The organism is Klebsiella sp. CN_Kp075 (assembly GCF_040065055.2).
GTDB classification, from domain to species: Bacteria; Pseudomonadota; Gammaproteobacteria; order Enterobacterales; family Enterobacteriaceae; genus Klebsiella; species Klebsiella aerogenes.
Window position 1 is genome coordinate 1321801 of sequence record NZ_CM198050.1, and the last position, 26237, is coordinate 1348037.

The following is a 26237-nucleotide window of genomic DNA, read 5'->3' on the forward strand; positions in this document are numbered from 1 at the left end:
GTCACGGAGTTTCCCGATTCATAGGCGGTTTCTATGCTGGTAGCTGTTGAGAATCGCCGCGATGACGCATAATAGAACGTTATTGATTGCATCAGGCTCTGGGCCTAGGGGTTAGAAGGATGAAACCATTTCGTTTAGCGGCGCTATCGTTGGCGCTCCTTACCGCACTACCATTAAGCGGCTGCGATAACAGCGGTGAACCGCAGGCCGTATCGGCGGCCGACAAAGGCGCTGCCGATAGCGCGAAAAAACCGGATAGCGCCCAGCTGGCGACGTTAAAAGAAAAAAGCCAGGGCAAGGCGCTGACGGTGCTCGACGCTTCTGAAGTGCAGCTCGATGGCGCGGCGACGTTGGTGCTGACCTTCTCCATTCCGCTCAAGCCGGATCAGGATTTTTCCCGCAGCGTCCATCTGGTCGATAAGAAAAGCGGCAAGGTTGACGGCGCATGGGAGCTGGCGCCGAATCTCAAAGAGCTGCGTCTGCGCCATCTCGAGCCAAAGCGTGAATTGATCCTTACCGTTGATCCAACGCTCATTGCCCTCAATGACGCCACCCTCGGCAGCCCTTTTGAAAAAAACATCGCCACCCGCGATATCGCGCCGAGCGTCGGTTTCGCCAGTCGCGGCTCGCTGCTGCCGGGGAAAGTGGTCGCCGGGCTGCCGGTGATGGCGCTGAACGTCGACAACGTCGACGTCAATTTCTTCCGTATTAAGCCGGAATCACTCTCAGCCTTCGTCAGTCAGTGGGAATACCGTAACTCGTTAAGCAATTGGGAATCTGACGAACTGTTGAAGATGGCCGATCTGGTTTATAGCGGACGCTTCGATCTCAACCCGGCGCGGAATACCCGTGAAAAGCTGCTGCTGCCGCTTACCGACATCAAGCCGCTCCAGCAGCCGGGCGTCTATGTGGCGGTGATGAACCCGGCGGGTCATTATAGCTACAGTAACGCGGCAACGCTGTTCACCCTCAGCGATATTGGCGTCTCGGCGCATCGCTATCACAACCGGCTCGATGTCTTCACCCAGAGCCTCGAAAATGGCGCCGCGCAGTCGGGAATTGAAGTGCAACTGCTAAACGCCAAAGGGCAGACGCTGGCGCAGGCGAAAAGCGATAGCCAGGGCCATGTTACTCTGCAAACCGACAAAGAAGCGGCGCTGCTGCTGGCGCGTAAAGACGGGCAGACTACGCTGCTTGACCTTAAACTGCCGGCGCTGGATCTGGCGGAATTCTCCATCGCTGGCGCTCCTGGCTTCAGTAAACAGTTCTTTATGTTTGGCCCGCGCGATCTCTATCGCCCGGGGGAAACGGTTATTCTTAACGCGCTGTTGCGCGACGGCGATGGTAAACCGCTGGCGGAGCAGCCGGTGAAGCTGGAAGTGGTGCAGCCGGATGGCCAGGTGATTCGCTCTGTGATGAGCAAACCGGTCAATGGCCTGTATCAGTTTACTTATCCGCTCGACAGCGGCGCGGCCACCGGTATGTGGCACATTCGCGCCAGCTCCGGCGATAATCAACCCCGCGAGTGGGATTTCCACGTCGAAGACTTTATGCCCGAACGCATGGCGCTGAATCTGACACCGCAGTCCGCGCCTATAGCCCCGGATGCCGACGTCGCCTTTAGCGTCAGCGGCGCCTATCTCTACGGCGCGCCGGCCAGCGGCAACCAACTGCAGGGCAAACTGTTCCTGCGCCCGCTGCGCGACGCCGTCGCGGCGCTGCCGGGCTTCCAGTTCGGCGATATCGCGGAAGAAAACCTCTCCCGCAGCCTGGACGAAGTTCAGCTGACGCTGGATGAAAAAGGCCATGGGGAAGTGACGACTTCGAGCCAGTGGCAGGATAGCCACTCGCCGCTGCAGGTGGTGTTGCAGGCCAGCCTGCTGGAATCAGGCGGCCGTCCGGTGACCCGCACCGTACAGCAGCCGATCTGGCCTGCCGAGGCGCTGCCGGGGATCCGCCCGCAATTTACGCTGAAGGACGTTTACGACTACCGCACCGATACCACGGTGAAACAGCCGGTGGTGGATGAAAACAGTAACGCCGCTTTTGACATCGTCTATGCCGACGCGAAAGGCGAGAAAAAAGCGGTCTCCGGTCTGCAGGTGCGGCTGATCCGCGAGCGGCGCGACTACTACTGGAACTGGTCCGATAGTGAGGGCTGGCAGTCGCAGTTTGATCAAAAAGATCTGCAGGAGGGCGAAACGTCGCTGGATCTGCAGGCCGGGCAGACCGGCAAAGTAAGTTTCCCGGTGGAGTGGGGCTCGTATCGTCTTGAGGTGAAGGGGCCGGACGACGTCGTCAGCAGCGTGCGCTTCTGGGCAGGCTATAGCTGGCAGGATAACAGCGAAGGCGCCGGCGCGGCGCGTCCTGACCGCGTGACGATGAAGCTCGACAAACCAGGCTACAAACCGGGCGACACCATCAAGCTGCATATTGCCGCTCCGGCGGCGGGTAAAGGCTACGCGATGGTGGAATCCAGCGAAGGGCCGCTGTGGTGGCAGGAGATTGACGTCCCGGCGGAGGGCATGGAACTGTCGATTCCGGTCGATAAAGCCTGGAATCGCCACGACCTCTACCTCAGCACGCTGGTGGTTCGCCCCGGCGATAAATCGCGCTCGGCGACGCCGAAACGCGCGGTCGGCTTGCTGCATCTGCCGCTGGGCGATGAAAACCGCCGTCTGACGCTGGCGCTGGAGGCACCGGACAAAATGCGCCCGAATCAGCCGCTGACGGTGAAAGTGAAGGCCAGCGTCAAGGAGGGCGAGGTGCCGAAACAGGTTAACGTTCTGCTCTCGGCGGTGGATAGCGGGGTGCTGAATATTACCGATTACGCCACGCCGGATCCGTGGAACGCCTTCTTCGGCCAGAAGCGCTACGGCGCGGATATTTATGACATCTATGGTCAGGTAATCGAAGGGCAGGGGCGTTTAGCCAGCCTGCGCTTCGGCGGCGATGGCGACGAGTTGAAACGCGGCGGTAAACCGCCGGTTAATCACGTGACGATCGTCGCCCAGCAGGCGCAGCCGGTGGTGTTGAATGACCAGGGCGAAGGCACGGTGACGTTGCCCATCGGTGATTTTAACGGCGAGCTGCGGGTGATGGCTCAGGCGTGGACGGCAGATGACTTCGGCAGCAGCGAAGATAAAGTGGTGGTTGCCGCCCCGGTTATCGCGGAACTGAATACCCCGCGCTTCCTTGCCAGCGGCGACGCCACGCGTCTGGCGCTGGATCTCAGTAATCTGACCGACAAACCGCAAACCCTGCAGGTGCATCTTACCGCCAGCGGGTTGGTCACGTTGACCGATGGCCAACTGCCGCCAGTACAACTGGCGCCGGGCGCCCGCAGCACGCTGTTTATACCGGTGACCGCGTTAGCGGGATTCGGCGATGGTCAGGTCAATGCCACCATCAGCGGCCTGAATCTGCCGGGCGAAACCTTCGCGCCGCTGCAAAAGCAGTGGAAAATCGGCGTGCGTCCGGCATTCCCGGCCCAGACCGTCAATAGCGGCGCGGTGCTACAACCTGGTGAAAGCTGGCAGGCGCCGGCGGCGCAGAGTCAGGGGTTCGCCCCGCAAACGCTGCAGGGCCAACTGCTGCTCAGCGGTAAACCGCCGTTGAATCTCGCCCGCTATATTCGCGAGCTGAAAGCCTATCCTTACGGCTGCCTTGAGCAGACCGCCAGCGGCCTGTTCCCTTCTCTGTACACCAGCGCGGCGCAGCTAAAAGCGCTGGGGATCAGCGGCGATAGCGATGAGAAACGCCGCGCGGCGGTCGATGTTGGTATCTCGCGCCTGCTGCAGATGCAGCTGGAAAACGGCGGCTTTGCGCTATGGGATAAAGAGGGCCCGGAAGAGTACTGGTTAACCGCCTACGCCATGGACTTCCTCGTCCGCGCGGGCGAGCAGGGCTATAGCGTGCCGGTCAACGCCCTTAATAAGGGCAACGAGCGCCTGCTGCGCTATCTGCAGGAACCGGGTTTGATGACCGTGCGCTACAGCGACGATGCGCAGGCCAGCCGCTTTGCCGCTCAGGCCTACGCCGCGCTGGTGCTGGCGCGCCAGCAAAAAGCGCCGCTCGGCGCCTTGCGTGAAATCTGGAGCCGTCACGAACAGGCGCGATCCGGACTACCGCTGCTGCAACTCGGTATTGCGCTGAAAACCATGGGCGATGCGCCGCGCGGCGATGAGGCCATGAAGCTGGCGGTTGCCACGCCGCGCCAGGATGAGAATCGTTGGCTGGGCGATTACGGCAGCCAACTTCGCGATGATGCGCTGAAACTGGCGCTGCTGGAAGAGAACAAGCTGCTGCCGGAGGTACAAAATCAGCTGTTGGGCAGCTTGTCGGAAGAAGCCTTCGGTCAGCGCTGGCTGTCGACCCAGGAAACCAACGCGCTGTTCCTTGCCGGGCGTACCCTCGCCGACCTGCCGGGCAACTGGCAGGCGCAAACCTCGCTGCAGGCGCAGCCGCTTGCCAGCGACAAAGCGCAAACCCGCAATCTCGACGGCGATCGGCTGGCGGCGCTACAGGTGACGAATACCGGCAATCAGCCGCTGTGGCTGCGTCTCGATAGCAGCGGTTATCCGCAAAGCGCGCCGCAGCCGGGCGGCAACGTGTTGGGGATTGAACGCGCCATTTTCGATACTCACGGACAGCAGAAATCGCTGACCTCGCTGCGTAGCGGCGAACTGGTGCTGGTCAAGCTGGAGGTGACCGCCAAACGTAACGTTCCTGACGCGCTGGTGGTCGATCTGCTGCCGGCGGGCCTTGAGCTGGAAAACCAGAACCTGGCCAATAGCAGCGCCAGCCTGCAGGAGAATGGCGAAGCGGTACAAAATCTGCTTAACCAGATGCAGCAGGCGGATATTCAGCATATCGAGTTCCGCGACGACCGCTTTGTCGCCGCAGTCGCCATTAATGAAGGTCAGCCGGTGACGCTGGTCTATCTGGCGCGGGCGGTGACGCCTGGCACCTATCAGGTTCCGCAGCCGCAGGTGGAATCGATGTATGTACCGCAGTGGCGGGCAACAGGGGCGGCCAGCGGCCCGCTTACCGTTACGCCGTAAATGCGTGCATTACCTCGCATAAAACGCCGCTGGCGCTGGCTGGCGGCGTTTATTTTTCTGTCGTGGCTGGCGCTATTGGCGGCCGACCGTCTGTGGCCGCTGCCGCTGCATGAAGTCACTCCTGCCCGCGTGGTGGTGGCGGAAGACGGCACGCCGCTGTGGCGCTTTGCTGACGCGCAGGGCGTCTGGCGTTACCCGGTGGCTATCGCTGACGTTTCGCCGCGCTATCTGCAGGCGCTCATTCAGTATGAAGACCGTTGGTTCTGGAAACATCCGGGGGTCAACCCCTTCGCGGTGCTGCGCGCCGCCTGGCAGGATCTTACTTCCGGGCGGGTGATATCTGGCGGCAGCACCCTCACCATGCAGGTGGCGCGTCTGCTCGACCCTCATCCGCGCACCTTTGGCGGCAAGCTACGCCAGCTATGGCGGGCGCTGCAGCTGGAGTGGAATCTGTCAAAAAGCGAAATTCTTACCCTGTATCTGAACCGCGCGCCGTTTGGCGGCACCCTACAGGGGATCGGCGCGGCCAGCTGGGCTTATCTCGGCAAACCGCCCGCCCAGCTCAGCTACGGCGAGGCGGCGCTACTGGCCGTGCTGCCGCAGGCGCCGAGCCGTTTACGCCCGGACCGCTGGCCGCAGCGGGCCCAGGCCGCTCGCGATAAGGTGCTGGAGCGGATGCTCAGCCAGGGCGTCTGGCCGCAACGGGCGGTACAGGAAGCGATGGAAGAGCCGGTGTGGCTTTTCCCGCGGCAGATGCCGCAGCTGGCGCCGCTGTTTGCGCGCCGGGCGCTGGCGACAAGTCGTGATGAAAAGGTGACGACAACGCTCGATGCCGGGCTCCAGCGGCAGCTTGAAGATCTGGCGATGAACTGGAAATCACGTCTGCCGCCGCGCAGCTCACTGGCGATTGTCGTCGTCGATCACACTGATATGAAAGTCCGCGGCTGGGTGGGATCGGCGGATATCCGCGACGATAGCCGCTTCGGCCACATTGATATGGTCTCGGCGGTGCGCTCGCCGGGTTCGGTGCTGAAACCCTTTATCTACGCGATGGCGATGGATGACGGGCTGATTCACCCGGCATCGCTATTACAGGATGTGCCGCGGCGCTTTAGCGATTATCGCCCCGGTAATTTCGACAGCGGGTTTCATGGCCCGGTGAGCGCCAGCGAGGCTCTGGTGCGTTCGTTGAATCTGCCGGCGGTGCAGGTGCTCGAGGCCTATGGACCCAAACGCTTTGCGGCTAATTTACGCAATGCCGGCCTTCCCTTGATGTTGCCCGCCGGCGCTGAACCGAATCTGTCGCTGATCCTCGGCGGCGCTGGAGCGAGGCTGGAAGATATTGTCGCGGCGTACGGCGCTTTCGCCCGTCATGGCAAAGCGGCGCGGTTGCGCATGAAACCCGACGACCCGCTGGTGGAAAGGGCGCTAATGTCGCCAGGCGCGGCGTGGATCACCCGGCGGATATTGGCAGGCGAAGCCCAGCCGTTACCCGATGCGTCGCTGCCGCAAGCGGTGCCGCTGGCGTGGAAAACCGGCACCAGCTACGGTTATCGCGATGCGTGGGCGGTAGGCCTCAACGCGCGTTACTTGATTGGCATCTGGACCGGACGGCCAGACGGTACGCCGGTGGTGGGGCAGTTTGGTTTTGCCAGCGCTGTGCCGCTGTTAAACCAGGTCAATAATATGCTGCTGGCGCGTCCGTTAATGAGCCGCGGCGGGCTGCCGGTCGACCCGCGTCCGCCGTCGGTCAGCCGCGGCACTATCTGCTGGCCCGGCGGGCAGGATCTGCCGGTTGGCGATAGCAACTGCCGCCGGCGCTTAGCCAGCTGGCTTCTGGATGCCAGCCAGCCGCCGACGCTGCTGTTGCCGGGTCAGGAGGGTGTGCGCGGTATCCGCTTCCCGGTGTGGCGTAACGCAGCAGGAGAAAGGGTCGCCGCGGATTGTCCGGGCGCGACAGAAACTTCTGTTGATGTCTGGCCGCTACCGTTAGAACCCTGGCTGCCGGTTAGCGAGCGCCGCCGGGCGCGGCTGGGCACGGCATCGAAGGCGTGTCCGCCGCTGCAGACTCAGGATGCCGCGCCGCTGGTGCTTTCCGGCATTCGCGAAGGGGCGGTAATAAAACGGCTCCCGGGCGAGGCGCGGGTGATGTTACCCGTGCAAACGAGCGGTGGAGAAGGGCGGCGCTGGTGGTTTATTAACGGTGAACCGTTAGAGGCAGCAGGCGCAAGAACGATAATTACGCTCGATAGGCCCGGCGAGTGGCAACTGGTGGTAATGGATGAGGCGGGGCAAACGGCGGCCGCCAATTTCACCCTACAATAAACAGGGTAAATCTGTTGTTGGCGGTTTGTGTTGCTAATACTCATCTTATTTTAACAAAATGTTACCTTCGTCCGTAGGCATCGCCGACGTTGCTCATTATAATGCGCGCCAGGCCATACGATCGTATGTGCAACAACAGAACATTTAATTAGAGGTAATCATGGCTATTGAACGTACTTTTTCCATCATCAAACCAAACGCGGTGGCAAAAAACGTTATTGGCAGCATCTTTTCTCGCTTTGAAGCTGCAGGGTTCAAAATCGTCGGCACCAAAATGCTGCATCTGACCGTTGAGCAGGCTCGCGGCTTCTATGCTGAGCACGAAGGCCGTCCGTTCTTCGACGGTCTGGTTGAGTTCATGACCTCCGGCCCGATCGTGGTTTCCGTACTGGAAGGCGAAAATGCGGTTCAGCGTCACCGTGACCTGCTGGGCGCGACCAACCCGGACAACGCCCTGGCCGGTACCCTGCGCGCTGACTACGCTGACAGCTTCACCGAGAACGGCACCCACGGTTCCGACTCTGTAGAGTCTGCTGCTCGCGAAATCGCGTTCTTCTTTGCTGAAGGCGAGGTTTGCCCGCGTACTCGCTAATCTCCTGCGTCTTTCACGCCACAGCTTTGTTGGCTTCATTCGCGCACCCCGGTCACATAGTTATCTATGCTCCCGGGGATTTGCGAACTCGCCGCCTCGCTGTGACCTGAAATACTTTGGAGATACGACCCTCGTCTTTTCGACCGTCGCGGCGTGGCCTGACAATCGAAAAGCCTTAGAGGATTGAGCAGTCAGTTACAGATTTTTTTATCATTGCTTTGTGCAAACGTGGCAATGATGCGCCAGAATTTGTAGAATATAGCGCCCCCGGACGAGCAGTCGCTCTCCGGGGCGTTTCTTTTTCAACCCACCTGGGGCCATAACGTGTAATAACGAGGCCGGAAAAATTATGTCTGAACAAATTGTCACACCTGATACCGCCGCTCTGACGGTGCCGAATAAAGATGCCAAAATCAACCTGCTGGATTTAAACCGTCAGCAGATGCGCGAGTTTTTCAAAAACATGGGCGAGAAGCCTTTCCGCGCCGATCAGGTGATGAAATGGATGTATCACTACTGCTGCGATGACTTTGATGAAATGACAGACATCAACAAAGTCCTGCGCGGCAAACTGAAGGAAGTCGCCGAGATCCGCGCGCCGGAAGTCGTTGAAGAGCAGCGCTCCAGCGACGGCACCATCAAATGGGCGATTGCCGTTGGCGATCAGCGCGTTGAAACGGTCTACATCCCGGAAGAAGACCGCGCCACGCTGTGCGTCTCTTCACAGGTTGGCTGTGCGCTGGAATGTAAATTCTGCTCCACCGCTCAGCAAGGCTTCAACCGTAACCTGCGCGTTTCCGAAATTATCGGCCAGGTCTGGCGCGCGGCGAAAATCGTCGGTGCGGTGAAGACTACCGGCGTACGTCCAATTACCAACGTGGTAATGATGGGTATGGGCGAGCCGCTGCTGAACCTCAATAACGTCGTTCCGGCGATGGAAATCATGCTGGATGATTTCGGTTTTGGTCTCTCCAAACGCCGCGTGACCTTGTCCACTTCCGGCGTGGTGCCGGCGCTGGATAAACTCGGCGACATGATCGACGTTGCGCTGGCGATTTCTCTGCACGCGCCGAACGACACCATCCGCGACGAAATTGTACCGATTAACAAAAAGTACAATATTGAGACCTTCCTGAACTCGGTGCGCGGCTATATTTCGAAGTCCAACGCCAACCAGGGCCGCGTGACTATCGAGTACGTCATGCTGGATCACGTCAACGACGGTACCGAGCACGCCCACGAACTGGCGGCGCTGCTGAAAGATACGCCGTGCAAGATCAACCTGATCCCATGGAACCCGTTCCCGGGCGCGCCGTATGGCCGTAGTTCTAACAGCCGTATCGATCGTTTCTCCAAAGTGCTGATGGAATATGGTTTCACCACCATCGTGCGTAAAACCCGCGGCGACGATATCGATGCTGCCTGCGGCCAGCTGGCGGGCGACGTAATCGACCGTACCAAACGTACGCTGCGTAAGCGTATGCAGGGCGAAGCGATCGACGTGAAAGCCGTCTGATAAGTTATGCAGCGCACAGCTTTCGCTGCGCGCTGCATAAATATGTCGAATTGCCAGGCGAAATACGCTGATTCGGTTAATAATTACGGTGCGTTTTTGTCGACTTTGAGGCAGTATGTAGCGGTACAACAACCGCTTAGCATTCAATATTGATAAGTCTCTGTGATAGTCGCCCGGACAGCCTTATACTGTCGGTTGACGTTGAGCAGTGTCTCGCGGCGCAGGCTATTTCCCGCGCTGAACTTTAAATTTCACGTACCAGTAGTTGTAGCGAATGAATACTGAAGCCACTCAAGACCATCAAGAAGCAAACTCTACGGGCGCGCGCCTGCGTAATGCCCGCGAACAACTCGGACTCAGCCAGCAAGCGGTGGCTGAACGCTTATGCCTGAAGGTTTCCACGGTTCGTGATATTGAAGAAGATAAGGCGCCAGCCGATCTCGCTTCGACCTTCCTGCGCGGCTATATCCGTTCCTACGCTCGCCTCGTACATATCCCGGAAGAAGAACTGCTGCCGATGATGGCGAAGCAAGCGCCAATTCGCGCCGCCAAAGTGGCGCCGATGCAGAGCTTCTCGCTGGGTAAACGTCGTAAAAAACGCGACGGTTGGCTGATGAGCTTTACCTGGCTGATTTTGTTTGTGGTTATCGGCCTGAGCGGCGCATGGTGGTGGCAAGACCACAAAGCGCAGCAGGAAGAGATCACCAGCATGGCCGATCAATCCTCCAGCGATCTGAACAGTAGCGATAGCGGCAGCCAGTCAATTCCGCTGGACACCGGTTCGGCGAATAACGCGCCGGATACGACGGCAGCCAATACCAATAGCGCGCCGGTCGATAACTCGACTGCGCCAGCCGCGAGCGCGCCAGCGACTACCTCCGCGCCGGCGGATAACAACGCCGTGGTCGCCCCTTCGCAGGCGAACGTCGATACCGCCGCCACCGCGCCGGCTGCGCCAGCCCCGACCTCCGCATTGCCTACCGATCAGGCCAATGCCGCAGCGGCGGCTTCCGCTCAGGATCTGGTAATGAACTTTAGCGCCGATTGCTGGTTGGAAGTGAGCGATGCGACCGGTAAAAAACTGTTCAGCGGCCTGCAGCGTAAAGGCGGGAACCTGAACCTGAGCGGTCAGGCGCCGTATAAGCTGAAAATCGGCGCCCCGGCTGCGGTACAAATCCAGTATCTGGGCAAACCAGTCGATTTGAGTCGTTTTATCAGAACTAACCAGGTTGCGCGTCTGACCCTTAATGCCGAACAATCACCGGCGCAGTAACAGACGGGTAACGCGGGAGATTTTTCATGCATAACCAGGCTCCGATTCAACGTAGAAAGTCCAAACGCATTTACGTTGGTAATGTGCCGATTGGCGATGGGGCTCCCATCGCCGTACAGTCGATGACCAATACTCGCACCACCGATGTGGCCGCGACGGTAAATCAAATTAAAGCGCTGGAGCGCGTGGGCGCGGACATCGTCCGCGTTTCCGTCCCGACGATGGACGCAGCGGAAGCTTTCAAGCTCATCAAACAGCAGGTCAACGTCCCGCTGGTCGCCGATATCCACTTTGACTACCGTATCGCGCTGAAAGTCGCGGAATATGGCGTTGATTGCCTGCGCATCAACCCAGGCAACATCGGTAACGAAGAGCGTATCCGCATGGTCGTGGACTGCGCGCGCGACAAAAACATTCCTATCCGCATCGGCGTCAACGCCGGTTCGCTGGAAAAAGATCTGCAGGAAAAATACGGCGAGCCGACGCCGCAGGCGCTGTTAGAGTCCGCCATGCGTCACGTCGATCATCTCGATCGTTTGAACTTCGATCAGTTCAAAGTTAGCGTAAAAGCTTCTGATGTCTTCCTCGCCGTTGAATCCTATCGCCTGTTGGCGAAGCAGATCGATCAGCCGCTGCATCTCGGGATCACCGAAGCCGGCGGCGCGCGTAGCGGCGCGGTAAAATCCGCGATCGGTTTAGGTTTGCTGCTGTCTGAAGGGATCGGCGATACCCTGCGCGTGTCGCTGGCAGCCGATCCGGTGGAAGAGATTAAAGTCGGCTTCGATATCCTGAAGTCGCTGCGCATCCGTTCCCGCGGTATTAACTTCATCGCTTGCCCAACCTGCTCGCGTCAGGAGTTTGACGTCATCGGTACGGTGAACGCGCTGGAGCAGCGTCTGGAAGATATCATCACTCCGATGGATGTTTCGATCATCGGCTGTGTGGTTAACGGCCCAGGCGAAGCGCTGGTTTCTACCCTCGGCGTCACCGGCGGCAACAAGAAAAGCGGCCTGTATGAAGACGGCGTGCGCAAAGACCGACTGGACAATAATGACATGATCGACCAGCTGGAAGCGCGTATCCGCGCGAAAGCCACCATGCTGGATGAAGCGCGTCGTATTGAAGTTCAGCAGGTTGAAGCAAAATAACGTGTTGGGAAGCAATACGCTTCCCGTGTATGATTGAACCTGCGGGCGCAAGGCGCCGGGGTTCATTTTTATATATAAAGAGAATAAACGTGGCAAAGAACATTCAAGCCATCCGTGGCATGAACGATTATCTGCCGGGCGAAACCGCTCTCTGGCAGCGCATTGAAGGCTCACTGAAGCAGGTGCTTGGTAGCTACGGTTACAGCGAAATTCGTTTGCCGATTGTAGAGCAGACCCCGTTATTCAAACGCGCGATCGGCGAAGTGACCGACGTGGTTGAAAAAGAGATGTATACCTTCGAAGACCGCAATGGCGATAGCCTGACGCTGCGTCCGGAAGGAACGGCGGGCTGCGTACGTGCCGGCATCGAACATGGTCTGCTGTACAATCAAGAACAGCGTCTGTGGTACGTGGGGCCGATGTTCCGCCACGAACGTCCGCAGAAAGGGCGCTACCGTCAGTTCCATCAGATTGGCGCGGAAGTCTTTGGCCTGCAGGGGCCGGACATCGATGCCGAGCTTATCATGTTGACCGCGCGCTGGTGGCGCGAGCTGGGCATTTCCGATCACGTCAGCCTTGAGCTGAACTCCATCGGTTCGCTGGAGGCGCGTGCCGCCTATCGCGACGCGCTGGTTGCCTATCTGGAACAATTTAAAGATAAGCTTGATGAAGACTGCAAACGCCGCATGTATACCAACCCGCTGCGCGTGCTGGACTCTAAAAATCCGGAAGTACAGGCGCTGCTGAACGATGCGCCGGCGCTGGGCGATTATCTGGACGACGAGTCCAAAGAACACTTCGCCGGTCTGTGCGCGTTGCTCGACGCGGCCGGAATTCGCTATACCGTCAACCAGCGTCTGGTGCGCGGGCTTGACTATTACAATCGCACCGTATTTGAGTGGGTCACCACCAGCCTCGGTTCGCAGGGCACCGTCTGCGCCGGCGGCCGTTACGACGGTCTGGTTGAGCAGCTTGGCGGTCGCGCGACGCCGGGCGTTGGCTTTGCGATGGGCCTGGAACGTCTTGTTTTGCTGGTTCAGGCAGTCAATCCGGAATTTAAAGCCGATCCTGTTGTCGATATATACCTGGTAGCCTCCGGTACCGATACTCAGTCCGCAGCAATGCGTCTGGCTGAGCAGGTTCGCGATGCGCTGCCCGGCGTTAAGCTGATGACTAACCACGGCGGCGGTAACTTTAAGAAGCAGTTCGCTCGTGCTGACAAGTGGGGCGCGCGCGTCGCGCTGGTGGTCGGTGAGTCAGAAATTGCTGACGGAAACGTGGTAGTGAAGGATTTACGCTCAGGTGAGCAAACTACCGTAACGCAGGATAGCGTTGCCGCGCATTTGCGCACACTTCTGGGTTAATTTCCCGGAAACCATTAGTCAGGAGAAGGACTGCGTGGAAACTTTCAACAACGAAAACGAGCAGGTCGACGCCCTCAAGCGTTTCTTTGCCGAGAACGGTAAAGCGCTGGCCGTCGGGGTGATTTTAGGGATCGGCGCGCTGGTTGGCTGGCGCTACTGGACTTCCCATCAGCTGGATTCGGCCCGGGATTCCTCTCTGGCCTACGAAAATGCCATTTCCGCGCTGAAATCGGGTACGCCTGAAACGCTGACCGCAGCGGAGAAATTCGCCGCCGACAGTAAAAACACCTATGGCGCGTTCGCATCGCTGGAGCTCGCGCAGCGTCTGGTCGACAAAAACGATCTGCAGGGCGCGGAGAAGCAGCTGCAACAAGGGCTGACTGCCGCCTCCGATGATAACCTGAAATCGGTTATCAATATGCGTCTGGCCCGCGTACAGCTGCAGCTCAAGCAGCCGGATGCGGCGCTGAAAACCCTGGAAGGCATTAAAGGCGAAGGCTGGACCGCTATCGTCGCCGATTTGCGTGGTGAAATTCTGCTGAGCAAAGGCGACAAGCAGGGCGCCCGCGCGGCCTGGGAAGCAGGCGTGAAAAGCGATGCATCGCCAGCGCTCAGCGAAATGATGCGTATGAAAATAAATAATTTGTCCATCTGAGAGGGACTCGATGCAATTGCGTAAATTACTTTTGCCAGGGCTGCTTTCCGTCACCTTACTGAGCGGTTGCTCGCTGTTTAACAGCGAAGAAGATGTGGTGAAAATGTCACCGCTGCCGACGGTGGAAAACCAGTTTACGCCGTCCACGTCCTGGAGCACTTCAGTTGGCGATGGTATCGGTGATTTCTATTCCAACCTGCACCCGGCGTTTGCTGACGGCGTTGTGTATGCGGCTGACCGTAAAGGCACCGTGAAAGCGCTGCACGCTGAAGACGGAAAAGAAGTCTGGTCGGTGAACCTGGCGGAAAAAGACGGCTGGTTCTCACGCGCCCCGGCGCTGCTCTCCGGCGGGCTGACCGTTTCCGGCGGCCACGTTTATGTTGGTACTGAAAAGGCGCAGCTGTTCGCGCTGAATACCAGCGACGGTACCGTTGCGTGGCAGAGCCGTGTTGCGGGTGAAGCGATTTCTCGTCCGGTCGTTAGCGATGGCATGGTACTGGTGCATACCAGTAACGGTCAGCTGCAGGCGCTGAACGAAACTGACGGCGCGGTAAAATGGACCGTGAACCTGGACATGCCGGCGCTCTCCCTGCGCGGTGAATCCGCTCCGGCCACCGCTTATGGCGCGGCAATTGTCGGCGGCGATAACGGCCGCGTCAGCGCCGTGCTGATGCAGCAGGGGCAGATGATTTGGCAGCAGCGTATTTCTACGGCTACCGGCCCGACTGAGATCGACCGTCTGAACGACGTTGACACCACGCCGGTTATCGTTAATGGCGTTGTTTATACGTTGGCTTATAATGGCAACCTGACCGCGCTTGATCTGCGCAGCGGCCAGATTATCTGGAAACGCGAACTGGGTTCAGTGAACGATTTCATCGTTGACGGCAATCGTATCTATCTGGTCGATCAGAATGACCGCCTGCTGGCGCTGACCACCGATGGCGGCGTAACGCTGTGGACCCAGAGCGATCTGCTGCACCGTCTGCTGACCGCTCCGGCGCTGTATAACGGCAGCCTGGTGGTAGGCGACAGCGAAGGCTACATGCACTGGATCAATCCGGAAGACGGCCACTTTGTGGCGCAGCAGAAAGTCGATAGTTCCGGCTTCCTGACCGACCCGGTTATCGCCGACGGTCGCCTGCTTATCCAGGCCAAAGACGGTACGCTGTATTCAATCACGCGTTAACTCGCGCGGTAGTATCGCTTTAATAAACGGCTCCTGACAGACAGGGGCCGTTTTGACTTTTTAAAAAACCTCGTAAAATGAGGTTGTATTGCAATTTGTATGAGGCATTTAACATGATACCTGTGGTCGCGCTTGTCGGGCGCCCTAACGTTGGAAAATCCACGCTCTTCAACCGCTTAACGCGCACTCGTGACGCGTTGGTCGCGGATTTCCCGGGGCTGACTCGCGACCGTAAGTACGGTCGTGCTGAAGTGGAAGGCCGCGAATTCATCTGTATCGATACCGGCGGTATCGACGGTACGGAAGAAGGCGTGGAAACCCGGATGGCGGAACAGTCGCTGCTGGCGATTGAAGAGGCCGACGTGGTGCTGTTTATGGTTGATGCGCGCGCGGGCCTGATGCCGGCGGATTCCGCAATCGCCAAACATCTGCGTTCTCGCGAAAAACCGACCTTCCTGGTGGCGAACAAAACCGACGGCATCGACGTCGATCAGGCGATGGCCGACTTCTGGTCGCTGGGGCTGGGCGATATTTATCCGATCGCCGCTTCGCACGGTCGCGGCGTTACCAGCCTGCTGGAACATGTGCTGCTGCCGTGGGTGGATGAGGTTAATCCGCAGGAAGAAGTGGATGAAGACGCCGCCTACTGGGCGCAGTTTGAAGCCGAGCAAAACGGCGAAGAAGTTGAAGAACCGGAAGACGACTTCAACCCGCAAGATCTCCCGATTAAGCTGGCGATCGTCGGTCGTCCAAATGTCGGTAAGTCAACGCTGACTAACCGTATTCTCGGCGAAGATCGCGTGGTGGTTTACGATATGCCGGGCACAACCCGCGACAGCATCTACATTCCGATGCAGCGCGATGAACGCGAATATGTGCTTATCGATACCGCTGGTGTGCGTAAGCGCGGCAAAATTACCGACGTCGTGGAGAAATTCTCGGTCATCAAGACGCTGCAGGCGATTGAAGACGCCAACGTGGTGATGCTGGTCATTGATGCCCGTGAAGGCATCTCCGATCAGGACCTGTCGCTGCTGGGCTTTATCCTTAACAGCGGTCGTTCCCTGGTTATCGTGGTCAACAAATGGGATGGCCTGAGCCAGGAAGTGAGAGAGCAGGTGAAAGAAACCCTCGACTTCCGTCTGGGCTTCATCGACTTCGCCCGCGTGCACTTTATCTCCGCTCTGCACGGCAGCGGCGTCGGCAACCTGTTCGAATCGGTGCGTGAAGCATACGACAGCGCCACCCGTCGCGTGGGTACCGCCATGCTGACGCGTATTATGACCATGGCGGCAGAAGACCATCAGCCGCCGCTGGTACGCGGTCGCCGCGTGAAGCTGAAGTATGCGCACGCTGGCGGTTATAACCCGCCGATCGTGGTGATTCACGGCAACCAGGTGAAAGACCTGCCGGATTCCTACAAGCGTTACCTGATGAACTACTTCCGTAAATCGCTGGATGTCATGGGTACGCCGATTCGCATTCAGTTCAAGGAAGGGGAAAACCCGTTTGCCAATAAACGCAATACCCTGACGCCGAACCAGATGCGTAAGCGTAAGCGCTTGATTAAACATATCAAAAAAAGCAAATAATGCAGAAACCCGCCGCTGGCGGGTTTTTTTATCTACCCTATTCAACGCTTCGCCGGGTCAGCAACGCTGACGTATGACGTGATAAACTCATGCTATTCATTATGAGAAGGAGACACCATGGAACTCAATTGCCCCATTTGTCATGCCCGGTTGGAAGCACAAGGCAACAGCGCGCATTGCGCGCACTGTGAGAAAGATTTTGCTTTAGAGGCGCGCTGCCCGGACTGCCATCAGCCGCTGGAAGTGTTGAAGGCGTGCGGTGCGGTGGATTATTTCTGCCAGCACGGCCACGGACTGATTTCGAAAAAACGCGTCGAATTTGTGCTCGGTTAATCGCTAACGCAGCCTTCACCATTTCGCCAGAGTTCAACCAGCGCCTCCGGCGCGCGCTCTTCCGGGATGAGAATGATCAGGCTGTGATAGTGCTGGGCGCTGATTATTTGGATACGAAAGAAACGCTGGTCGCCGCTACCCGGGGAATCCGGCTGCCCCGGCGGCTTGCCGAGCGGCAACGACTGCTGCAGTATTGCGGCGATGCGCTGTTTTTGTTGCTCGTTAAGTTGCGCTACGACAATCTTACGCATGCCGCTAAGCGTCGGGAACCAGGCGACACCGCCTTCACGCGCCAGTTCAATAATCGCGTCATCGCTAAGATCGGCCTCGTTCATGATGTGACTCCAACGCCCTCCCAGGCCTGGCGAATCGTATCGGCGACCGCTTTACCAAAACGTTTTTCGCCATGTTGAATCGTCAGTCTGGCAAAGGCTGAAAAATCGGCGTCTTTGGCCAGTGACTTATCACAAACCGCGTCGTACCAGGCGTATCCCGCTTTTTCCCATGCAAAACCACCCAGCGCGCTGGCGGCGAGATAGAAAGCATGATTAGGAATGCCGGAGTTAATATGCACGCCGCCGTTATCCTGCTGGGTATGCACAAAATCTTTCATATGGGCGGGTTGCGGGTCTTTGCCAAGAATGGGGTCATCATAGGCGGTCCCCGGATGCGACATCGATCGCAGTCCTTGGCCGTGAATCCCTTTCGCGAGGAGCCCCTCGCCAATTATCCAGTCTGCTTTATCTGCCGTTTGCTGGCGTTGATATTGCTTGACCAGCGAGCCAAAAACATCGGAAAGCGATTCATTGAGCGCGCCGGATTGTTCGAAATAGATAAGCCCGGCTTCGCTCTCCGTAACGCCATGGCTTAACTCGTGCGCCACCACATCAATCGCAATTGTAAAACGATTAAAGATCTCGCCATCGCCATCGCCAAACACCATTTGCTGCCCGTTCCAGAAGGCGTTTTGATATTCGTGACCATAGTGGACGCTGCCGGTCAGCTTCAATCCGCGGTTGTCCAGCGAATCGCGATGATAGCTCTTCCAGAAAAACTCATGGGTGATGCCGAGATAGTCGTAGGCCTCATCGACGGCGACATCGCCGTTGGAAGGTTGTCCTTCAAAGCGCACCTGGAATCCTGGAAGTTCCTGAGTCTGCCTGGCATCGTAAATGTCGCGCTCAAGCTGGCCTGGCGTGGCGACATGGGCGGCGGTGGGGCGGCCCGGCACGTGCGCCATCAGGGTTTGTACATGGCTCAGCGTTTGCTGCGCGCAGCGCTGCTGCTGAACGGAACCATGGTCGACAATACGGCGTAAAATGTAGGGTGGAATCACGAAACGAGGACAAGTATCTGGCATATCACGCTCCCTGGCCGGATGAACGGTGTTAAAAGGGCATGACAGCAGTATAGTTATCCCCGCTTGAAACGGGGGGATAATCAGACTTTTTTGCGGGCGCGCGTTTTCTTCACCGGGGTAATGGTTGTCACTTCGCTTTCGACCCAACCATCTTCCAGCCGGGTAGTGACAACATCGCCAGCCTGCACCTGTTTGATTTTTTTCAGTACCTTGCCGTCACCGGCTGAGGTGACGCTATAGCCACGAGCCAGCGTCGCCAGCGGGCTGACGGCTTCCAGATGCGTCACGGTATTGCCGAAACGCTCGCGCTGCTCGCTCAGTCGGGCGCGAATATTTTCCGCCAGACGATACTCCAGTTGCTGAATACGCGACTGCGCGCGATGGATGCGCGGCTGCGGGTTTTGCTGATTCAACCGCTGCGCGGCGCGCTGCTGGCGCTGGTCGGCACGTTTGAGCTGGCTTTCCAGCGCAAAGCGCATCCGCTGACGCAGGCGTTCCAGTTCGGCCTGCTGACGCGCTAAACGCAGTTGCGGATGCTGCTGCTGTAAGCGGTGAAACAACTGCGTAAAGCGGCGCTGGCGGTTGGCGAGGAAGTAATCCATCGCCATCTCCAGGCGCTGCTGGCCGGACTGTAGCTGACGCAGAAGCTCCTGCTGATTGCGGCTGACGATCTCTGCCGCCGCAGAGGGCGTCGGCGCCCGCAGGTCGGCGACGAAATCGGCGATGGTGACGTCGGTTTCATGGCCGACGGCGCTCACTACCGGAATGCGGCTGGCGAAAATCGCCCGCGCGACCCGTTCATCGTTAAAGCTCCATAAATCTTCCAGCGAACCGCCGCCGCGCCCGACGATCAGCACGTCGCACTCCTGGCGCTGGTTGGCTACTGCTATCGCGCGCACGATTTGCCCCGGCGCATCATCGCCTTGCACCGCCGTGGGATAGATGATCACCGGCAGCGAGGGATCGCGTCGTTTCAACACATGTAAAATATCATGCAGCGCGGCGCCGGTTTTGGAGGTGATAACGCCGACGCAGTGCGCGGGTGAGGGGAGCGCCTGCTTGTGACTTTGATCGAATAACCCTTCCGCCGTCAGGAGCGCTTTGAGCTGCTCATATTTCTGCTGCAGCAGGCCTTCACCGGCGGGTTGCATGCTTTCGACGATGATCTGGTAGTCGCCGCGCGGCTCGTAAAGCGTAATGTTGGCGCGAACCAGCACCTGCTGGCCATGCTGCGGGCGAAACGTGACGCGGCGGTTGCTGTTGCGAAACATCGCGCAGCGCACCTGGGCGTTATCGTCTTTTAAGGTGAAGTACCAGTGGCCGGAAGAGGGCTGGCTGAAGTTAGAGATCTCGCCGCTTATCCAGACCTGGCCCATTTCGCGTTCCAGCAGTAAGCGAACCGTCTGATTCAGGCGGCTGACCGTAAATATTGCAGGGGATTGAGATGGCAACATGTGAGCAAGATCAAATTCTAAATCAGCAGGTTATTCAGTCGATAGTAACGCGCTGAGAGGGGATCGCAAGTATTATTTGCAAAAAAGGGTGGATGCAATCGGTTACGCTCTGTATAATGCCACGGCAATATTTATCCACCCTGGTCGAGATATTGCCCATGCTACGTATCGCTAAAGAAGCCCTGACGTTTGACGACGTCCTCCTTGTTCCCGCTCATTCTACCGTTCTGCCGAATACCGCCGATCTCAGCACGCAGCTGACGAAAACGATTCGTCTGAATATTCCTATGCTCTCCGCGGCGATGGATACCGTAACTGAAGCGCGCCTGGCAATTGCCCTGGCCCAGGAAGGCGGCATCGGCTTTATTCATAAAAACATGTCAATCGAGCGCCAGGCTGAAGAAGTCCGCCGCGTGAAGAAACATGAATCCGGCGTGGTAAGCGATCCACAGACCGTTCTGCCGACTACCACCCTGCGCGAAGTGAAAGAACTGACCGAACGTAACGGTTTCGCCGGTTATCCGGTAGTGACCGAAGACAACGAACTGGTCGGCATTATCACCGGCCGCGACGTGCGTTTTGTTACCGACCTGAATCAGCCGGTCAGCGTTTATATGACGCCGAAAGAGCGCCTGGTCACCGTACGTGAAGGCGAAAGCCGTGAAGTGGTCTTCGCGAAAATGCACGAAAAACGCGTAGAAAAAGCGCTGGTAGTGGATGATAGCTTCCATCTGCGCGGCATGATCACCGTAAAAGATTTCCAGAAAGCGGAACGTAAACCGAATGCGTGTAAAGACGAGCACGGTCGTCTGCGCGTTGGCGCCGCCGTTGGCGCTGGCGCCGGTAACGAAGAGCGCGTTGACGCGCTGGTCGCCGCAGGCGTTGACGTTCTGCTGATCGACTCCTCTCACGGTCACTCCGAAGGCGTTCTGCAGCGTATTCGCGAAACGCGCGCTAAATATCCTGACCTGCAAATCATCGGCGGCAACGTGGCGACCGGCGCGGGCGCTCGTGCCCTGGCGGAAGCGGGCGTCAGCGCGGTGAAAGTGGGTATTGGCCCTGGCTCCATCTGTACTACCCGTATCGTTACCGGCGTAGGCGTTCCGCAGATCACCGCTGTTTCTGACGCGGTTGAAGCGCTGGAAGGCACCGGTATTCCGGTTATCGCCGATGGCGGTATCCGCTTCTCCGGCGATATCGCAAAAGCGATTGCCGCAGGCGCCGCCGCGGTGATGGTAGGCTCCATGCTGGCCGGTACCGAAGAATCCCCGGGTGAAATCGAGCTCTATCAGGGCCGTTCTTATAAATCCTACCGCGGTATGGGTTCCCTGGGCGCGATGTCTAAAGGTTCCTCTGACCGTTACTTCCAGAGCGATAACGCCGCTGACAAACTGGTACCGGAAGGTATCGAAGGCCGCGTTGCCTATAAAGGCCGCCTGAAAGAGATCATTCACCAGCAGATGGGCGGCCTGCGCTCCTGTATGGGTCTGACCGGTTGTGGTACTATTGATGCACTGCGTACCAAAGCAGAGTTCGTGCGCATCAGCGGCGCGGGCATCCAGGAGAGCCACGTTCACGACGTGACGATCACCAAGGAATCCCCGAACTACCGCATGGGCTCCTGATTTTCATCGCCCGGCTACGCGCCGGGCGATTTTTATTCAATCATCGCTACTTCTCTGGAATTAACGTCAATGACGGATAACATTCATAAACATCGCATTCTTATCCTGGACTTCGGTTCACAGTACACCCAGCTGGTTGCACGTCGCGTACGTGAGTTAGGGGTCTATTGCGAACTCTGGGCTTGGGACGTGACCGAAGCTCAAATCCGCGAGTTCAACCCGAACGGCATCATTCTTTCCGGCGGCCCGGAAAGCACTACCGAAGACAACAGCCCGCGCGCGCCGCAGTACGTCTTCGAGGCCGGCGTACCGGTATTCGGCGTATGCTACGGCATGCAGACCATGGCCATGCAGCTGGGCGGCCACGTTGAAGCTTCCAACGAGCGCGAGTTCGGTTACGCGCAGGTGGAAGTGCAGACCGACAGCGCGCTGATCAAAGGCATCGAAGATGCGCTGAGCGCTGACGGTAAGCCGCTGCTGGACGTGTGGATGAGCCATGGTGATAAAGTCACCGCTATCCCTTCCGACTTTGTGACCGTCGCCAGCACTGAGAGCTGCCCGTTCGCCATCATGGCGAATGAAGAAAAACGCTTCTACGGCGTACAGTTCCACCCGGAAGTCACCCACACCCGTCAGGGGCTGCGTATGCTGGAGCGCTTCGTGCGCGACATCTGCCAGTGTGAAGCGCTGTGGACGCCGGCGAAGATCATCGACGACGCGGTTGAGCGTATTCGTCAGCAGGTGGGTGAAGATAAAGTCATCCTCGGCCTGTCCGGCGGCGTTGACTCTTCCGTTACCGCGATGCTGCTGCATCGCGCCATCGGTAAAAATCTGACCTGCGTATTCGTGGATAACGGCCTGCTGCGCCTGAACGAAGCCGAGCAGGTTATGGATATGTTCGGCGACCGTTTCGGCCTGAACATCGTACACGTTGCGGCGGAAGATCGCTTCCTGACCGCGCTGAAGGGCGAAAACGATCCGGAAGCGAAGCGTAAAATCATTGGCCGCGTCTTCGTTGAAGTGTTTGACGAAGAAGCGCTGAAGCTGGAAGACGTGAAATGGCTGGCGCAGGGCACTATCTACCCTGACGTGATCGAATCCGCCGCTTCCGCGACCGGTAAAGCGCACGTCATCAAGTCTCACCACAACGTTGGCGGCCTGCCGAAAGAAATGAAGATGGGCCTCGTTGAGCCGCTGAAAGAGCTGTTTAAAGACGAAGTGCGTAAGATTGGTCTGGAGCTGGGCCTGCCGTACGACATGCTGTTCCGCCACCCGTTCCCGGGGCCGGGCCTCGGCGTTCGCGTACTTGGCGAAGTGAAGAAAGAGTACTGCGACCTACTGCGTCGCGCGGACGCTATCTTCATTGAAGAACTGCGCAAAGCCGACCTGTATGACAAAGTAAGCCAGGCATTCACCGTGTTCCTGCCGGTTCGCTCCGTCGGTGTGATGGGCGATGGTCGTAAGTACGACTGGGTCGTCTCCTTGCGTGCGGTAGAAACCATCGACTTTATGACCGCGCACTGGGCGCACCTGCCGTATGATTTCCTCGGCCGCGTCTCCAACCGCATCATCAACGAAGTTAACGGTATTTCCCGCGTGGTGTACGACATCAGCGGCAAGCCGCCAGCGACTATTGAGTGGGAATAATTCCTGCTGATAGCTGAACGAAACCCTCTGTTTACAGAGGGTTTTTTTATGCCCGTAATGATGTTTGATGTCAGTTGGGCATATGGTCTGGATTAAAAACGATGCCTGACGATTAGCGAACACGCCATGAAGTCGAGTCAATCAGCAACGTTAAAAGAACGCCGCGACGGGTGAATGTCAATTTTTGCTGCAGTTGCTTACCCTGTCACAGAAAGATAAAGCGGAAGGGCGCGGGTTCTCGAAAGAGCCGTTACATTGGCCGTAGGCGTTATTCCTGGGCTGGAGTGGTTGGCGTCGCGGGAGCATCAATGGTGATGGTCGATTGCTGCGACTCTTGCTTGCCCTGATGATGGTACCAGGCGCCGATAGAGGAGTAGACAAAGCGTCCAAAGAAGAAGAGAAAACTGATAAGTAGTACGATACGGGTCATGCGACGGTTAAATCGATGTCGTTTACGCATACTGGGTGCCTGACTCACAAAAGGTTCCTTGAAGTATACCCGAAGACGGGCAATGGGGCTATTAAGTCATAGTATAGCGGTGGGGTCAATTGTCGGCGGTGTAAAAATCGTAGAGCTAAAACATTACTTAATGTTATATAAGATGAACATCGTATTTACACGGATTTTGGTTGTTGCACAAGGTCGCAAAAAAATAAGTTTTATTAATATTAGCTAAATAGTTTATTGATTTGCGTCAATTGCTTGATTCTGTTGCTCACTAAAATCGACCATCTGTTCCGCATCGTTATTACTTTCGCGGTTAGCCTGGTCGGGTTGGATGCCTGTCTGAATATACTCCGCAGGAGTTGGGGTAATCTGTCGAGCATCTATGAGTATTATTAAACTATACAAACGATATCAGGATAAATGGTGGGCACTACCGCTCGTCTTACCTACGTTGCTGTTGCCATTAGCGCGCGCTGCGAATACATTCGCGAATCTTAACGGTCATACCGTCTTCCTGTATTACCTTCCGCTGGCGCTAGTATTAAGCCTGATGCTATTTTTTGGCTGGGCGGCATTGCCTGGCATTGTTATCGGCTTGCTGCTGACCATTACGCGCGGCATGACCTTTGAGCAGGCCATCGGCGTGTTATTTCATTTTTTGATCCCCGCGGTGCTGTGCTGGGGCGGATATCGTATTTTCGTTCCGCGCCGCCAGCAGATTTCCCACGGCAATGTTGCCCTGATGCCGCATCGATTGTTCTGGCAAATGCTGCTGCCTTCGGTGATTTTTCTCATTATCTCGCAACTTGCGGAGTATCTGGGTCTGCATCCGCGCGCGGCGGAGCTGGTTGGGACGACGCCATTTAGTTTACGATCGTTAATCACTTTTCAGGCGCTGATGGTCGGTTGTCTGACCGGCGTGCCGCTGTGCTATTTTTTGCTGCGCGTTATTCGTAATCCTTTGCATTTACGCGGCTTTATATCCCAGGTGCGTTTACAAATCGACCAAAAAATAAAACCGCTGGAAATTATTGTCTGGGCAATAGCATTGTTAATAATACTGGCTTTATTATTCATGCCGTTAAATGTCAACAGCACGATATTTAGCACAAATTATACATTGTCATTACTTATGCCGGTCATGTTATGGGGAGCGATGCGCTTTGGTTATCGTTTTATTTCCCTGGTGTGGCCGCCGATATTAATTCTGGTCATCCATTTTCATTACAGCTACTTGCCATTTTCCCCCATCTACAATAACCAGCTGGCGATTACCTCCTCCAGCTACCTGGTTTTCTCTTTTATTATCGCTTATATGGCAATGCTGGCGACGCAGCAGCGGATGATCCACCGTCGGGTTCGCAGAATGGCCTTTCTCGACCCGGTCGTTCATATGCCAAATTTGCGCGCCCTGAGCCGGGCGCTAAACCACTCGACCTGGTCGGTACTGTGCTTTTTACGCATGCCAGAGTTGGAGCTGCTCGGGCGGCACTACGGCGTGATGCTGCGAATTCAGTATAAGCAGCAGCTGTCGGAGTATTTGAGTCACCTACTGCAGCCAAACGAAATGGTCTGTCATCTTTCGGGCCATGACCTTGTGGTACGCCTGAATAGCGACGATCATCAAAAACGCATTGTGATGCTGGATGAGCGGATTAAGCAGTTCCGTTTCATTTGGGATGGTATTCCGCTGCAGCCGCCCGTCGGGATCAGCTATTGCAACGTGCGCTCTCCGGTCAAGCATCTGTATTTACTGCTCGGTGAACTGAATAATATTGCCGACATGTCGTTAACCAGCGGACAGCCGGAAAACGTGCAGCGCCGCGGCGCCGTTCACGTTCAACAGGGGCTAAAAGAACGCGTGTCCATGATGAACCAGATCCTGCAGGCGCTGGAGCAGAATCGCTTTCGGCTGATGGCGCAGCCAATTGTCGGCATGCGCGGCGATAGCTATCATGAAGTCCTGTTACGCATGGTTGGCGAGCAGGGCGAGCTGGTTGCGCCGGATAATTTTTTGTCCGCGGCGCACGAATTTGGCCTGGCTTCGCGCATCGACAGCTGGGTTATCGACAATACGCTGGCTTTTATGAACGATAATCGCCATACGTTGCCAGGCATGCGTCTGGCCATCAATCTGTCGCCAGTCTCGGTCAGTCGCAGCCGTTTCCCGGATGAAGTCGAGGAAATGCTGCATCATTATAATATCGAGCCGTGGCAGCTTATTTTTGAACTGACGGAAAACCACTCGCTCAGTAATCCGGAGCAGGCGCAACAAACGCTCGCGCGGTTGCAGGAATTGGGATGCCGGGTGGCGATTGATGATTTTGGCACCGGCTATGCCAGCTATGCGCGGCTGAAAACGCTTAACGTCGACATGCTGAAAATTGACGGTAGCTTTATCCGTAATCTGGTCACCAGTAGCCTGGATTATCAGGTCGTAGCGTCGATTTGCCGGTTAGCGCAAATCAAAAACATGCAGGTAGTGGCGGAATATGTGGAATCGCCGGAGATCCGCCAGGCGGTGATTTCACTGGGGATTGATTATATGCAGGGCTATGACATTGGTATGCCGGTTCCGATAGAACAGCTGGCCTGCGCGGCTGACGTCGCATAAAAAACGGCCGGGCGTATGACCCGGCCGTTTTAGTGAAAG

Annotated in this window: 18 protein-coding genes; 14 read left to right on the forward strand and 4 right to left on the reverse strand. The window is 57.3% G+C overall.

All coding sequences use genetic code 11. From position 1 onward, the window contains the following. The first annotated feature begins 119 nt into the window (after positions 1-119). From ABLV78_RS06385 to ABLV78_RS06435, 11 genes are all read left to right on the forward strand, one after another. Positions 120-5063, forward strand: a complete 4944-nt coding sequence (locus ABLV78_RS06385; RefSeq protein ID WP_047043425.1) for an alpha-2-macroglobulin family protein — start codon at positions 120-122, stop codon at positions 5061-5063. After that, positions 5064-7388 carry a peptidoglycan glycosyltransferase PbpC gene (pbpC, locus tag ABLV78_RS06390; RefSeq protein WP_165430578.1) on the forward strand — a complete coding sequence of 775 codons (2325 nt, stop codon included), beginning with the start codon at positions 5064-5066 and terminating at the stop codon, positions 7386-7388. A gap of 160 nt (positions 7389-7548) precedes the next feature. Then, positions 7549-7980: a nucleoside-diphosphate kinase gene (gene ndk, locus ABLV78_RS06395; protein WP_004866348.1), complete on the forward strand. Its 432-nt coding sequence runs from the start codon at positions 7549-7551 to the stop codon at positions 7978-7980. Between the two features lie 349 nt (positions 7981-8329). Continuing rightward, positions 8330-9496 (forward strand): dual-specificity RNA methyltransferase RlmN, encoded by a 1167-nt coding sequence (gene rlmN, locus ABLV78_RS06400; RefSeq protein WP_015370322.1) that lies wholly within the window; start codon positions 8330-8332, stop codon positions 9494-9496. A 274-nt stretch (positions 9497-9770) separates the two neighbouring features. Continuing rightward, positions 9771-10769, forward strand: coding sequence for a cytoskeleton protein RodZ (gene rodZ / locus ABLV78_RS06405; protein ID WP_047043431.1), 999 nt, complete (start codon positions 9771-9773; stop codon positions 10767-10769). 26 nt (positions 10770-10795) lie between these two features. After that, the gene (ispG, locus tag ABLV78_RS06410; RefSeq protein WP_015370324.1) at positions 10796-11917 is read left to right on the forward strand and encodes a flavodoxin-dependent (E)-4-hydroxy-3-methylbut-2-enyl-diphosphate synthase; all 1122 of its coding nucleotides are present in this window, start codon (positions 10796-10798) and stop codon (positions 11915-11917) included. An 89-nt stretch (positions 11918-12006) separates the two neighbouring features. Then, positions 12007-13281: a histidine--tRNA ligase gene (gene hisS, locus ABLV78_RS06415; RefSeq protein WP_015703166.1), complete on the forward strand. Its 1275-nt coding sequence runs from the start codon at positions 12007-12009 to the stop codon at positions 13279-13281. A 34-nt stretch (positions 13282-13315) separates the two neighbouring features. After that, positions 13316-13936: a YfgM family protein gene (locus tag ABLV78_RS06420; protein ID WP_045392715.1), complete on the forward strand. Its 621-nt coding sequence runs from the start codon at positions 13316-13318 to the stop codon at positions 13934-13936. 10 nt (positions 13937-13946) lie between these two features. Then, positions 13947-15125, forward strand: coding sequence for an outer membrane protein assembly factor BamB (bamB, locus tag ABLV78_RS06425; RefSeq protein WP_045392712.1), 1179 nt, complete (start codon positions 13947-13949; stop codon positions 15123-15125). A gap of 113 nt (positions 15126-15238) precedes the next feature. Further along, complete coding sequence (der, locus tag ABLV78_RS06430; RefSeq protein WP_015370328.1) at positions 15239-16717, forward strand: ribosome biogenesis GTPase Der; 1479 nt, start codon at positions 15239-15241, stop codon at positions 16715-16717. Between the two features lie 117 nt (positions 16718-16834). Beyond that, complete coding sequence (locus ABLV78_RS06435; protein ID WP_047043436.1) at positions 16835-17050, forward strand: zinc ribbon domain-containing protein; 216 nt, start codon at positions 16835-16837, stop codon at positions 17048-17050. Here the strand turns inward: ABLV78_RS06435 and ABLV78_RS06440 are convergent. The 3 genes from ABLV78_RS06440 to xseA form a co-directional block, all read right to left on the reverse strand. Next, complete coding sequence (locus ABLV78_RS06440; protein WP_047043438.1) at positions 17047-17385, reverse strand: protealysin inhibitor emfourin; 339 nt, start codon at positions 17383-17385, stop codon at positions 17047-17049. The two genes, ABLV78_RS06435 and ABLV78_RS06440, sit on opposite strands and share 4 nt — an antisense overlap. Next, the gene (locus ABLV78_RS06445; protein WP_047043441.1) at positions 17382-18410 is read right to left on the reverse strand and encodes a M4 family metallopeptidase; all 1029 of its coding nucleotides are present in this window, start codon (positions 18408-18410) and stop codon (positions 17382-17384) included. The genes ABLV78_RS06440 and ABLV78_RS06445 overlap by 4 nt, the downstream gene beginning before the upstream one ends. An 80-nt stretch (positions 18411-18490) precedes the next feature. After that, positions 18491-19864, reverse strand: coding sequence for an exodeoxyribonuclease VII large subunit (xseA, locus tag ABLV78_RS06450; RefSeq protein WP_047043444.1), 1374 nt, complete (start codon positions 19862-19864; stop codon positions 18491-18493). Between the two features lie 158 nt (positions 19865-20022). Between xseA and guaB the strand changes: the two genes are divergently transcribed. Both guaB and guaA read left to right on the forward strand, forming a co-directional pair. Further along, a complete protein-coding gene (gene guaB, locus ABLV78_RS06455; protein ID WP_015370334.1) occupies positions 20023-21489 on the forward strand; it encodes an IMP dehydrogenase in 1467 nt (488 codons plus the stop codon). Positions 21490-21558: 69 nt separating this feature from the next. Beyond that, positions 21559-23136 carry a glutamine-hydrolyzing GMP synthase gene (guaA, locus tag ABLV78_RS06460; RefSeq protein WP_015703162.1) on the forward strand — a complete coding sequence of 526 codons (1578 nt, stop codon included), beginning with the start codon at positions 21559-21561 and terminating at the stop codon, positions 23134-23136. 268 nt (positions 23137-23404) lie between these two features. On the opposite strand, the gene ABLV78_RS06465 is transcribed toward guaA, so the two are convergent. Continuing rightward, entirely contained in the window at positions 23405-23596 is a 192-nt protein-coding gene (locus ABLV78_RS06465) for a YfgG family protein (RefSeq protein ID WP_045392697.1), read from the reverse strand. Positions 23597-23966: 370 nt separating this feature from the next. On the opposite strand from ABLV78_RS06465, the gene ABLV78_RS06470 reads away from it, so the two are divergent. Continuing rightward, positions 23967-26198: an EAL domain-containing protein gene (locus tag ABLV78_RS06470; protein ID WP_045392694.1), complete on the forward strand. Its 2232-nt coding sequence runs from the start codon at positions 23967-23969 to the stop codon at positions 26196-26198. The last annotated feature ends 39 nt before the right edge of the window (positions 26199-26237 follow it).